Annotated in this window: 12 protein-coding genes; 11 read left to right on the top strand and 1 reads right to left on the bottom strand. The window is 39.3% G+C overall.

The features are described from left to right. Positions 1–95: 95 nt before the first annotated feature. The 8 genes from AMS66_RS14750 to AMS66_RS14715 all read left to right on the top strand — a co-directional run bounded on the left by AMS66_RS14750 (position 96) and on the right by AMS66_RS14715 (position 8306). Positions 96–965, top strand: a complete 870-nt coding sequence (locus tag AMS66_RS14750) for a carbohydrate ABC transporter permease (RefSeq protein ID WP_053781499.1) — start codon at positions 96–98, stop codon at positions 963–965. Beyond that, positions 965–1801, top strand: coding sequence for a carbohydrate ABC transporter permease (locus AMS66_RS14745; protein WP_053781498.1), 837 nt, complete (start codon positions 965–967; stop codon positions 1799–1801). Before AMS66_RS14750 ends, AMS66_RS14745 begins: the two co-directional genes overlap by 1 nt. A 48-nt stretch (positions 1802–1849) precedes the next feature. Beyond that, entirely contained in the window at positions 1850–3463 is a 1614-nt protein-coding gene (locus tag AMS66_RS14740) for a glycoside hydrolase family 13 protein (protein WP_053781497.1), read from the top strand. 48 nt (positions 3464–3511) lie between these two features. Next, positions 3512–4486 carry an aldo/keto reductase gene (locus tag AMS66_RS14735; protein WP_053781496.1) on the top strand — a complete coding sequence of 325 codons (975 nt, stop codon included), beginning with the start codon at positions 3512–3514 and terminating at the stop codon, positions 4484–4486. 82 nt (positions 4487–4568) lie between these two features. Next, positions 4569–5204: a DUF1349 domain-containing protein gene (locus AMS66_RS14730; protein ID WP_053781495.1), complete on the top strand. Its 636-nt coding sequence runs from the start codon at positions 4569–4571 to the stop codon at positions 5202–5204. 816 nt (positions 5205–6020) lie between these two features. Next, a complete protein-coding gene (locus AMS66_RS14725; protein ID WP_201782177.1) occupies positions 6021–6656 on the top strand; it encodes a hypothetical protein in 636 nt (211 codons plus the stop codon). 169 nt (positions 6657–6825) lie between these two features. Then, on the top strand, positions 6826–7260 hold the full coding sequence (locus AMS66_RS14720) for a hypothetical protein (protein ID WP_053781493.1): 435 nt from the start codon (positions 6826–6828) through the stop codon (positions 7258–7260). A 533-nt stretch (positions 7261–7793) separates the two neighbouring features. Then, positions 7794–8306, top strand: coding sequence for a hypothetical protein (locus tag AMS66_RS14715; protein WP_053781492.1), 513 nt, complete (start codon positions 7794–7796; stop codon positions 8304–8306). A 630-nt stretch (positions 8307–8936) separates the two neighbouring features. Here AMS66_RS14715 and AMS66_RS14705 read toward each other — a convergent pair. Beyond that, positions 8937–9788: an aldo/keto reductase gene (locus AMS66_RS14705; RefSeq protein WP_053781490.1), complete on the bottom strand. Its 852-nt coding sequence runs from the start codon at positions 9786–9788 to the stop codon at positions 8937–8939. Positions 9789–9960: 172 nt separating this feature from the next. Here AMS66_RS14705 and AMS66_RS14700 point away from each other — a divergent pair, with 172 nt between their 5' ends. The 3 genes from AMS66_RS14700 to AMS66_RS14690 form a co-directional block, all read left to right on the top strand. Continuing rightward, the gene (locus tag AMS66_RS14700; protein WP_053781635.1) at positions 9961–10410 is read left to right on the top strand and encodes a MerR family transcriptional regulator; all 450 of its coding nucleotides are present in this window, start codon (positions 9961–9963) and stop codon (positions 10408–10410) included. 379 nt (positions 10411–10789) lie between these two features. After that, positions 10790–11755, top strand: a complete 966-nt coding sequence (locus AMS66_RS14695; RefSeq protein WP_236703406.1) for a phosphotransferase enzyme family protein — start codon at positions 10790–10792, stop codon at positions 11753–11755. 171 nt (positions 11756–11926) lie between these two features. Next, positions 11927–12921 (top strand): phosphotransferase enzyme family protein (locus tag AMS66_RS14690; protein ID WP_236703405.1); only part of this gene is annotated, 995 nt, incomplete at its 3' end.

Raw genomic sequence — 12921 nt, 5'->3', positions numbered from 1 at the left:
GAAAATGACATGTATTGTTGAAAGCCTAAACCCTTATAAAGGTGTTAGATTTTCCTAATTTCTTCTAAGTCGAACTTGATAAAAGGGAGTTTCGTATGCCAAATAAAAAACTATGGTATTTCCTATTCACTATGCCGCTGTTTTTGGTTTTTTCTATTGTTGTACTTGTACCGTTTTTGATTGGAATTTACTATTCCTTCATTGATTGGGGGGGAATTGATGGTACCCCTAAAGTATTTGTTGGCTTTGATAATTATACTGCCTTGTTGCAGGATAAGCGTTTTCTTGCATCTTCGTGGAATACAATAAAATTCACTATATTCGCTCTGGTTAGCGTTAATTTATTGGGTTTAGTTTTTGCTTTGCTGGTTACTTCTGGATTCAAAACAAGTAATCTTGTTCGCACGCTATTGTTTATGCCGAATCTTATTGGTGGCTTAATTCTTGGATACATCTGGCGCTTCATTTTTACAGATGGAGCTAACCAAATAGGATCATTAACGGGATTCGATAATATATTCTTTAATTGGCTTATAGATCCAAATTACGCGTTGATTGCATTGGTAGTTGTCTTCACTTGGCAGATGGCAGGCTATACGATGGTTATCTATATTGCTGGTATTCAAGGGATTTCTGATGAAGTAATGGAGGCAGCTAAAGTTGACGGAGCAAATATATGGCATCGCATGACCAAAATCGTATTTCCGTTATTAATGCCATCGTTCACCGTTTGCTTATTTTTAACTTTATCAGGTGCGTTCAAAATCTATGATGTTAACTTGTCATTAACTAACGGCGGCCCAATTCACCATACTGAGTTGTTTGCTATGAATGTATTTAATGAGATATTTGGATATGGTAATTATGGGCTTGGTCAAGCAAAAGCAATTCTGTTCTTTGTCATTATTGCGCTTGTAACGATAACTCAGGTCATCATTACCAAGCGAAGAGAGGTGCAGATGTAATGATCAAGGCTAAAAATGGAATACTCTCTTTGTTAATCGTAATTATCTCACTGGTGTTTTTATCACCAATTTACATTGTGATTGTTAATTCATTTAAAACACGGGCCGAATTATATGAAAATGTACTCTCTTTACCAGCAACCTTCAGCTTCGAATATTATATAACAGCAATGAAGAAAATGAACTTCCTAGTTGCCCTTGGAAATTCACTATATGTGACGATTGTAACTGTTATTTTTGTCGTTGTGCTTGCTTCAATGACGGCATGGATGCTTGTACGTCGGGACAATGTACTGAGTAAAATCATTTTTTTCTTGTTTGTAGCAACGATGCTTATTCCATTTCAAACATTAATGATGCCACTTATGCAAGTAATGGATTGGATACGTACTTATTTACATTTGCCAGTTCTAAATACGCATGGAGGATTAATCTTTATGAATATTGGCTTCCACGCTGGCATTGCTGTATTTCTATATCACGGTTTTATCAAATCAATCCCTGTAGCGTTAGAGGAAGCGGCTGTTCTAGATGGTTGCAGTACATTTGGCGTATTCTGGAGAATTGTATTCCCTTTACTAAAAAGCATATCTGTAACAGTAGCAATTCTTGATGTTATTGCTTCATGGAATGATTACTTGCTTCCGTCACTTGTGCTATCTGAAAAAGGTTTGCGAACTATTCAGTTATCAACGTTCTATTTCTTCGGCGAGTTTACAATTGTTTGGAATCAAGCGATGGCAGGCTTAACATTAACCATTATCCCTATTGTTATTTTTTATGCTATAGCTCAAAAATATATTATTAAAGGGATTGCAGCAGGGGCAGTAAAGTGAAATTTATCATTTGTACAAGCCAGATGAATTGCAAGGGGGAGAGTAAAAATGAACAAAACATGGTGGAAAGAAGCGGTTGTCTATCAGGTGTATTGGCGCAGCTTTTATGACAGCAACGGCGATGGATATGGGGATCTTGAGGGGGTATATAGCAAGCTGGATTATATTCAAAGCCTAGGTGTGGACGTCATCTGGCTAAATCCATGCTACGATTCGCCTGACGTCGACAACGGCTACGATATTGCGGATTACCGTTCGGTTATGCCAAAGGCGGGCACGATGGCCACATACGAGAAGTTGCTGGCTGCCGTCCATGACCGCGGAATGAAGCTTATTATGGATTTAGTCGTCAATCACACCTCCAATCAGCATGCCTGGTTTCAGGAATCGCGATCCAGCATCGAATCTCCAAAGCGCGATTATTACATTTGGCGCAAGCAACCGAATAATTGGCGTTCCTACTTCGCCCCCTCCGCTTGGACATACGACGAAACAACGGGTGAGTATTACTTCCATTCCTTCTCTGACGAGCAGCCGGATTTGAATTGGGAGAACGAGATGGTACGGGAGGAAGTATATGATTTTATGCGTTTTTGGCTGGATAAAGGGATCGACGGCTTCCGGATGGACGTCATCAATTTGCTTGCCAAAATCCCGGGCTTCCCGGACGCCGAGCGGCCCGAGGATATTTCGTATTTGGGCAATAACCCCGGAATTCACGAGTATTTGCAGGAAATGCATGACAAAGTGTTAAAGCATTATGATGTGTTTACAGTCGGCGAAATTCCGTTCGTGAACCCCGAGGACGGCGTGCTCTACGTCGGCGAGGACCGTGGAGAGTTAAACACGCTTTTCCACTTTGAAGTGTGCGATTATATGGCCCATTGGGATTTGCCGCGCTTCAAAAAAATCCAGGATCACTGGTACAAGTGCTTGTGGGGGAAGGGGTGGAACTCCCAATTTTTGAACAATCATGACCATACGCGGGTTGTATCGCGTTTCGGCAACGATACCGTATATCGAGAACAATCGGCCAAATGCTTCGCCACCCTCATTCACACCCTGCCGGGCATGCCTTATATATATCAAGGCGAAGAAATCGGGATGACGGGTATCCGGTTCGATTCTATCGACGAATATAACGATATTGCGATGAAGAACAAGTATAAGGAAGAGGTCGGAAAAGGCCGCGATCCAGAGGCAGTACTAAAGGAGCTTCAGCATCTATCCCGCGATAATTCCCGCACTCCTATGCAGTGGAATGCCGGATTACAAGCCGGCTTCACGGAAGGACAATCGTGGATCGGCGTCAATCCTAATTACAAGGACATCAATGTCGAACAGGCTCTGGCGGACGAGAATTCTGTTTTCTATTACTACAAGCAGCTCATCGCTTTAAGAAAGAATAACGAGGTCATGGTTTATGGCGAGTTCGAGACATATCTGGATCAGCATGAGCAGATTTACGCTTATACGAGAACGCTCGGAGAGGAGTCATGGTTGGTGCTGCTGAACATCTCGGAGCAACCAGCGACCTGCAACATCTTCGACCTCGGCGTAGGGAAGCTGGGCGACATCGTCATCGGCAATAACCCTGAACGAACCAATCAGGATGTGGTGATCGATTTCCTACCTTACGAGGCTATAGTATATCGGGTGTAAGAAAAGCATGTAAGAATGACAAAAAAATCATGATATGGAGGATGGAGAATGAAACCATTGCAATTGGAAAAACGAGGAATATCCACAAGTCGTATGGTGATGGGATGTATGGGATTGGGCGGTGGCTGGAATCAAAATCCAATCACAGAAGAAGATATAAAGCAGGCCCATCAGGCAGTTGATGCAGCACTCTCAATTGGTATTAATTTTTTTGATCATGCGGATATTTATACCTTTGGAAAAGCAGAAATTGTATTTGGGCAAGTTTTAAAGGAACGTAAAGATCTGAGAGAAAAAATACTAATTCAATCTAAATGTGGTATTCGCTTTGAAGACGGTCCAGGAAGGCCCGGAAGATATGATTTTTCTTCTGACTATATTCGCAACAGTGTCGACGGAATCCTAAAAAGACTTGGGGTTGAATATATTGATTTTTTACTACTACATCGTCCAGATCCACTGATGGAACCGGAAGAAGTTGCTGAAGTAATTCATGAATTAAAAGAATCCGGTAAAGTAAGACACTTTGGTGTCTCGAATATGAGTGCAGCACAAATCAAACTGCTACAATCCTATTCTAATGAACCATTAATCATCAACCAACTGGAGATGAGTCTGGCTAAACTTGATTGGTTAGAAATGGGAGTACTTGTAAACCATAATGAACGTATAAATGCTCATTTCCCTGAAGAAACTTTAGAATACTGTCGTCTTGAAAATATACAAATTCAAGCCTGGGGATCTTTAGCACAAGGGCTGTTTTCAGGAAGAAATTTAGATGGTCAAACCGAATCTATAAAAGAAACATCATTACTAGTTAAAGATATGGCTGATCAAAAAGAAACATCACCCGAGGCAATTCTATTGGCATGGCTATTGAGACATCCCGCAGGGATTCAACCTATTTTAGGTACTACTAGACCAGACCGTATTCAAAAATGCGGGGAGGCAATGAATCTAACTATGACGAGAGAAGAGTGGTATTCTCTATTTGTAAGTTCAAGAGGCAGACGACTACCATAGGAAAAATGTGTTGTTATCCGTATACAATATACGATGATAATTTAGATCAATAATTCTCACGATAGAGTTGCTGGAGGTATCTATGAATCAGGTGAATTTAATAAGTGAAGATATCGGAAACGTTGATTTAAAAGGTTCTATTGAAAAGGTTGATACAGGGTACGATGTAATTGCAGGCGGGCAAGACATCTGGGGGACGTCAGATCAATTCCATTTTAGCTATGTAACGATTCATGATGATTTCGATATGGCAGTAAGGTTAGAATCACTTAGTATGGCTGATCTCTATACGAAAGCGGGCCTAATGGCTCGTAAATCATTAGTTGCTGATAGTGAGCATGTATTCTTTATGGTTTTTCCTGATAATAGCTCACGAAATAAAAATAATGGTGGGTATGAATTTCAATATCGGGAAAAGTCTGGCGGTGATTCTTTAGCAATATATCCTAAGGATTATAGCTCAGAACCAGCAGAGTTCCCAATTAATTATCCAAATACTTGGTTAAGGCTAAAGAGGTCTGGTAATGTTTTTTACGGATTCTATAGCACAGACGGTGAGACCTGGATATTATATTCGATTCATGAAATGAAAATCGATCGAACTGTCTATTTAGGGTTAGCTGTCACTTCGCATAATGAGAACAATACGGTGAAAGCATCATTTAGGGATATAACGATCACAAGTAACTCCATCGCCTCCGAAAAGGTCTGGGTTTGATTAACGCTCACGAATCTATGCTGATTATAATTACAAAAAGCAACCATCTAACGAGGGTCAAATGGTTACTTTTGAATCCGCTCGAAAGCAATATGCTAGAAAGCCATTGTCTTTTACAGACAATGGCTTTTCTAATTACAGAATCATAAAAGTGTTGCGTCACATCATATCTTATTTTTTTACTGGAAAAGTCGGAAAGGACAAGAAATTGTACCGATTATCGATTAGATAAGTATTTGTATTTGCAAGCGATGCAGCATACGTACATTCAAGTATCCCTGATGATATGTACAAAGTAAACGTTAAATGGCCAAATCTACATTGTAGACTCTGAACTGAAGCCAGATGTTTGGATATTACTGCACTTCATAAAGGCTTGTCATGATCTACCAGTGTATAGGAAAGTGGAGATCTGGAGGAGATAGCAGTATCAATAATCTATCATGTTCTGTAATGGACATAGGTTGTGAGCTCGGTATGGACAACTCTACCTTACTCACCTGGAGGTGAATAAGTATGTTACGAAAAATACTTTTAAATGTTTCTGTAATAATGCTGATCTCAGGAATAACGCAGTGACAATTTTCAACGAATCCGAAATAGCCCGTAAATTAAATCAAGTTAACGATAAGACTAAACAATTGATGATTCCTATGTTTGGATCAGTATATCTCAGAGTAGATGATGACGCTGGAGAGAGTTAGAGAATAACATTTAAGATTATCAACTGAAAATCAATTGAGCCTTTCATTTAATATAAGCTGGTCCACACGAATAATGGCGGAAATCTCAGAGTAACAGACTCTGGGATTTTTTGTGTTTAAACTAAAGGGAAGAATAGTTGAATTAAACAATGGCATACTATTACCAAAAAATATGGAGGGAATGCCATTGCTTAAACGAATTGTTTCATTGATTTTTATCTTTACGCTTTCTGTTGGAATCAACAATGACCTACTCATCGCATCAGCTAAACCTACGCTAGCTTTTTCAAATGTTGATTTGGACAAGCTGCAAACTGCTGCGGATTTCAAACTCTTTACGCCGTCTTGCTCGGATCAAAGCTATAAATTAGAAATTAAGGAACCTTACCCGTTTGCTCCTAGTCTATCTGTTTCAAAAGTTAGACTTCATTTTTTTGATGAATCAGGACAGACATATTTGTTTGGAATTGAAGAACATAAAGCTGGTGGATATAAAATAAACCGAGTTATCACTAACATCGATGTTCGTAATCGAACAAGTACAACAAGAACTATAGTCGAGGATTTTAAGTTTAATGAACATGGAGAGAAAATGAACATAAATGGAATCGAAGGGCGATTTGAACCATGGGCTAACCATATACCAGGAGGATACCTACGATGGGTACAAAATGATACTTTCATTGAAATGGACAGCGGAGAATTAACTAAAGAGGAAATGATCGCGTTAGCAAAATCAAGGAGATGATTTAGTAATTCAAACTAACGGAAAACGAAAGTAATTAAGGCTGCCAGCTTACATGGGAGCCTATTTTATTTGACTTTAAGTAGACTACGAAAGCGGAATGACTTGTATTCTTGAAATTAAGCAACAAATTCTATATAAATCCGTTGTAGTATGAGAGAGGTGATATGATGTGACAAAAATGAGTAGTTGGATCTTAATGTTGGTATTCGTGGTACCCATGATATTTGCTGGGTGTTCATCAACAGAAAAAAATGAAAAAATTGTGACTCAAAGTGTAGTAGCATCTGATTTTGTTCTCGAAGTAACAACGCCAACTAGTATAGTTACTGGTGAAGCACTAAAAGTAAAAGGGACTCTTAAATATACGGGTATTCAACCCGTTGAAGTTTCCCATGGAAAACCAATCATTCGTTTTTTCTTTTCGGGTAGTAATGAGGAGCGTAATTATACGGATATGGGATATTTAACTGAGTTTAAGTCAGGTCAAATAGTTGAGGTTGAAGATGAATTTATAGTAACGAAAAAAGGGAAACAAAATCTCCTTGTAAATATTGCAGGGGATATCTCATTAACAATGAATCCAATTGAAATTCTTGTTAAATAATCTTAGTTGAATTCTTACGTCGAATAAGAGCGGGGGCTATTAAAATGAATGTTCAAGAAATAAAAGATTTTGTTGAAGAGTATAATTTGAAGATCGGAGTTACTCAGGATTTTGGAACTACTTTAACAATTATAAGAAAGAATGTAATGATGAATTTAAAAAAGAATTCCCCGAATATGATCCAAATAAAATAGAGTTGTTCGTGGATAGTGTATCACTTCGTATTACTAATTGGCCAGATGATGGCTATAATCATGTAGTAATTACACTTAGAGTACACTATAAAGAAGTGTATGCTGCAATGTATCAAATGATATTTAACTTATCTGGAGAAGTAGAGGATGATCACTTATCCTTATGAAGTGAAAGATTCAGAAAAACCTAAACTGAACAATAAAATATACTAACAGGGTAACTCAGTCCCATTTTGTGAATTACAGATGTAACTTTCATTGATTTGATAGCGTTATTAATAACGAGCAACGTCTTATAGGTTCTAGAATAACTAATAAAAGAATACGAGGGATAAAATTGTGAAAAAAAAGGGACTTTTTTTTGCTGTTTTATTATTATCTTTAACAACAGCGGCCGTAACTGCTTGTGATTCAATAAGTCCAACTCAAGAGAATACCTCTACTCCAAAGTCTGGTGTATTATCAAGCAAGTCAACAAGTACAACCCTCACTAATTCTTTAAGTGAAGAAGAGAATGAACCCTCGCACTATATTGCTTCTGAGGGCGCAACGGTACAGCAACCCTTTACCGTAAATTCGGAATTCGTACATATAAAACTTCTAATGAAGAACAATAGTAGACATGAAGTCAATGTTAGTTTAACACACTTAGATACTAATAAAGTGTATTTTGCTAGAACGATTGCTGCCGGGGAATCTCTGGATTGGATAAATATTAATGAAGGTTTCACGCAAGGCATGCATACTGGAGGCTACTTGCTTCAATGGAGTGGTGGCGGTTATAACGTTGATGGGGAAGTATGGGGAGCAGCCGGTTCAGACCCGGACGATACTGCTCCTCTATCTTATTGAACTAATGGGCAGGTTAGTTTTAATTTGGGGTATCGCTGCACGGAATCCATAAAACGAACTGTGTGGTAAAATATAGGAGGAGTACTATTAAAAAAAATGAGGAGGCAACAAATACATAATGGTCAATGACCTATACCAAAAAATTGGTCTCTTATTTTTAAAGAAAAATCTAATTCAGTTAGCATTTCAGTTTTTTATTTCAGCGTTAATCGGAGTTATATATGCATTTATGATCATTAATGAAACAATAGGTGGATATATTAATAAAGTATTACCGAGTATGGATGGACCGGATCTTCATCAATATTTGCCTATTGTGATCACTGTGTTAATTTACTCATGCTTCATTCAAAGAAAAGAAAGAATTTTTCTGGAAAAAATCTCATTCAGTTGTCTTCATATTTTGATTGCAATACTAAGCTTTATTTCTTCTCTTATCGTTATAATGATGGTTCAATTCAGAATGATGTACTAATAAATTTTCACGTTAACGGGAAAGGTTAGTTAAATAAAAACAAGAAAGCAGCTGATTTATGTAATCGGCTGTTTTCTTGTTAAACTAAGGGGCAGAAAGTTGTCCTTTCTTAATAAACGAGTTTAAAACGTGATGAGTTTACGGTCGATCAAGGTTTAAAGATCGACTTTCAAGGTGCCCAGCATCTTGGCGAATTTTGGATCGTGGTAGGATAAGAAAAGACTTTCCCGCGTATCAAGGGAGGAAATATGTTCCATATCGTTTGCGCTCAACTCAAAATCGAATATGTCGAAGTTTTCGATGATCCGCTCTTTTCTCACCGATTTTGGAATAACAACGACTTCACGCTGAACAAGCCAACGCAGCACGACCTGAGCGGCGGACTTGTTGTGTTTTTCTGCAATCGAGGCCAGCACTTCGTTGCCGAACATGTTGCCCTGTCCTTCAGCGAACGGCGCCCAAGACTGGTGCTGCACTCTCTGCTCTTTCATAAAAGCGGCACTCTCAATCTGCTGGTAGAACGGGTGCGTTTCAACCTGGTTGACGGCAGGTACGATTTCGTTATGCACGATGAGGTCCATCAGACGGTCGGGCAGGAAGTTGCTGACACCGATCGCCTTGATTTTACCTTCGCGGTACAGTTCTTCCATCGCACGCCAAGCACCGTAGTAATCGCCGAACGGCTGGTGTATAAGGTATAGATCGAGATAATCGAGCTGTAGCTTCTTCAAGGATTTGGCAAACGCTAGCTTGGCACTCTCGTAGCCGGCATCCTGAACCCACAGCTTAGTCGTGATAAACAGCTCCTCACGTGGTACGCCGCTGCGCTTGATTGCACGTCCGACAGCTTCCTCGTTCAGATAACCGGCGGCGGTGTCGATCAGGCGGTAACCGGCCATCAGTGCTTCATATACTGCGTTCTCGCATTCTTCAGCATCGGGAATCTGGTAGACACCGAAGCCGATGATAGGCATTTTCACTCCGTTGTTCAATGTTACAGTTTGCATTCTAACTCCTCCTAGTGTTTAAATGTATAACTGCAAACGGCGCGTATCCCGGGAATCGGGCACTGCAGCGCTAATTCCACATACGGCTGAATTGCATTACAATAAGCTTAGAACCTTCGTGCTACACGAAGGCAAGCCGTCTTGTAAAATTTTTTTTCAAGGAGGGTTTCACATATATACGGTCAAAGAAGCCGCCAAGATAACGGGACTCACTGAGCACGCCGTGCGTTTTTACACGGATAAAGGCCTGGTGCCGAGCGTACAGCGCAATCAAAACAACATTCGGATGTTCGACGATGAATCGATCAACTGGTTGCATGGCGTAAAATGTCTCAAGCAATCCGGGATGCCAATTGAATTTATCAAAAAGTATATAGATCTATGTCTCGAAGGGGATTCGACCATCCCGCAACGCTTCGCACTCATGATGGAGCATAAAGAAGCGGCTCTCGTTCAGCTCGAAGAAGCCAAACGGCATATTGCGCATTTAGAACAAAAGACCGCGCTATATCAGGCCATTTTGGACCAACGCACTCCAGACACAACCAATCCTGGTAACTGGGACAAAATTCATCATATGCATGCTGACGTATTTTACTCGCCCTCTGTTCGTAAGGTGTGAGAGATATTCAAGCACATCAACAGGTTTGGAGAAAACCCTCGGTCTAAAACTCTTGATTGGCTTGTAATGAACAAGATTCATGTCAGTCCAGATTGAACTAACGGGAAATGATAGTGGAATAATATTCATAAAAGAGCAGGTACTTCGGTATCCTGCTCTTTTTATTAAGCTAACGGGCAGGTTAACGCAATAGATCAACCATTTTGGTTGACTGTAAAAAGTTGGATTAGTATGATTGCTATGGAATAGAAAAATCTGAAAGTGGGGCTTTCGCATGTCACCAGGCATTCATTAAAATTAGGCAACAGCAGTGAGTAGGCCATAATTTAATCTTTTTTACTAAGGAGAACTAATGGACCCCAAAATAAAATTATTGTTCTTGGACGAACATGCCGCAGAAGGCGCCGCGCGTTATGGAGTCAGCCAAAAGGAACTCACTTTCATTGGAGGCTTTCAAAACTTTATTTATTCCTATGATCGCGATGAATTCAAATATATTCTCCGTTTCACTCCGAGCACTCTTCGCACGTCGGAAGTACTTGTAGCAGAAATAGATTGGATTCGTTATCTTTCAGAGAGTGGTATATCAGTGTCAGAACCGATTTCTTCAATTAATGGAGAGTATTACGAATTAATTCAAGGAAATACAATTGATTTTTACGTAACCTCCTTTAAATATGCACCAGGCTGTAAAATCGGATATCCAGAATGTCTAGGCAATTCTATACTTTATGAAGAGTGTGGACGTATAACGGGCCGTCTTCATAAATTAGCGAAGCTTTACAAGCCTATCAAAGCCAAAAGGCACACTTGGGAGTTTAATGAATACCTTTTACGAGCCGAGGATTATTTGCCGTCAGAATTTCGACCAATCCTTATTGCCCTTGATGAACTTAAAGGACAATTAGCGAGTCTGCCTGTTAATGCGGATAATTTTGGTTTGATCCACGGAGATATTAATGTGGGAAACTTCACGATCGATGAAGCTGGGGGATTAACTCTCTTTGACTTCGATGAGTGCCAGTACAGTTGGTATGTCGAGGATATTGCTATACAGCTGTATTACTTGCTATATGTATTCGGTGAAGATTCGAAATTCGAACGAAAGGTCCAGTATGATCTTTTTATAAAGCACTTCGAGCTAGGCTATACAGAGGATGGCCGACGAATGCCAGACAACTGGAAGGATTTGTTGAAGCTTTTCCTTAGACTTCGTGAAATCATTGTGATTGTCGGTATGCATCGGAGCTGGGATTTAAGCAAACCAGATGATTGGACCCGCGATTTCTTGCAAGATAGTAGAATGAGGATTACTAAAGGTATCTCGTTGATCGATGAGTTTTGAACCACTAAATGGAGGGTACTCATTGAGCTACGGGAAACAAAAGTTCCATTAAACCAAAGGAGGCCGCCGATCAACAGGATCGGCGGCCTTTATTCAACTACCCAGCAGTAAAGTTTAGTTATAATCAACTTTTGTCACCATAAAATAACGTTTACTGGGTAAAATTGTGAAGTGAAAATCACATTAACTGGAGTGGGTACTATGTTTTCTGAAGAAGGTTATACGAAGGTGGCGAAGAAAGCGTTGCGTCAATACCCAATCATTTGGGGAAAACTTGTGTATCTCGGAAAGAGTGATAATGTTACATTTCGAGTTCAAACTAACGATGTTAATCAAACGTTTCTTATCAAAATCCATATCGCAACGAGTTCCATTAAATCAAAAGGGAATATCGCATCAGAGCTTATTTGGCTTGAAGCTTTGGTTAGAGATACAAATCTCGTCGTACCTGCACCTGTAAGAAATCTTCGAGGTGATCTGGTAACAGAAATATCAACTGATCATAGCGAAAATACATTCATGGTGACTATTCATCATTGGGTTAATGGAAGAGTGCTTAATAGAGAGCCGACAAGTAACGAAACTGAGAATTTGGCTCTCTTAATGGCGGCTTTACATAGACATTCAATGCAGTGGAATGAACCTGAAGGCTTTAATAGACCAATATACAATTCCGATCATTTATATTCATCACTTCATCAATTAAAAGAGTTAGTAAATTTAGAGCTTATCTCAAGCGAAGCGTTTGTTCATGTGGAAGAGTCAGCACGCAAAATAGCAAATGTGATACACAGTCATAAACGTTTGCCGAGTAACTGGGGAATTATTCATTCTGACCTTCATGAGAGTAACTATGTTTTTTATGAAGATATTCCTCGACCTATAGATTTTTCGAATTGTGGCTATGGCTTTTATTTATTTGATATGGCTGAAACATTTATGCATCTTTCATCTGAGAATAGGAAAGTATTTATTTCATCGTATAGCAAAGTAAATCAACTACAAGAGAATTATTTCGAGTTATTAGAAGCATTTTTTATTTGGTCAATAATTAGGACTTTCGCATTCCATTCTCTAAATTCAAATGAACAACAATCCTTAGCGAAAAATTTTCCATCAGTTATTCAAAACTATTTTAGGAAATATCTTAAAGGAGAAAATTTTTT

Source organism: Paenibacillus xylanivorans (genome assembly GCF_001280595.1).
GTDB lineage: Bacteria > Bacillota > Bacilli > Paenibacillales > Paenibacillaceae > Paenibacillus > Paenibacillus xylanivorans.
The sequence above is the reverse complement of the archived record's forward strand: the minus strand, read 5'-3'. Positions and strand labels throughout refer to the sequence as shown.

What these genes read in the sequence shown, in the direction of transcription:
- AMS66_RS14750 (WP_053781499.1), top strand. Translation starts at nt 96, where the DNA reads ATGCCAAATAAAAAACTATGGTATTTCCTATTCACTATGCCGCTGTTT.
- AMS66_RS14745 (WP_053781498.1), top strand. Translation starts at nt 965, where the DNA reads ATGATCAAGGCTAAAAATGGAATACTCTCTTTGTTAATCGTAATTATC.
- AMS66_RS14740 (WP_053781497.1), top strand. Translation starts at nt 1,850, where the DNA reads ATGAACAAAACATGGTGGAAAGAAGCGGTTGTCTATCAGGTGTATTGG.
- AMS66_RS14735 (WP_053781496.1), top strand. Translation starts at nt 3,512, where the DNA reads ATGAAACCATTGCAATTGGAAAAACGAGGAATATCCACAAGTCGTATG.
- AMS66_RS14730 (WP_053781495.1), top strand. Translation starts at nt 4,569, where the DNA reads ATGAATCAGGTGAATTTAATAAGTGAAGATATCGGAAACGTTGATTTA.
- AMS66_RS14705 (WP_053781490.1), bottom strand. Translation starts at nt 9,788, where the DNA reads ATGCAAACTGTAACATTGAACAACGGAGTGAAAATGCCTATCATCGGC.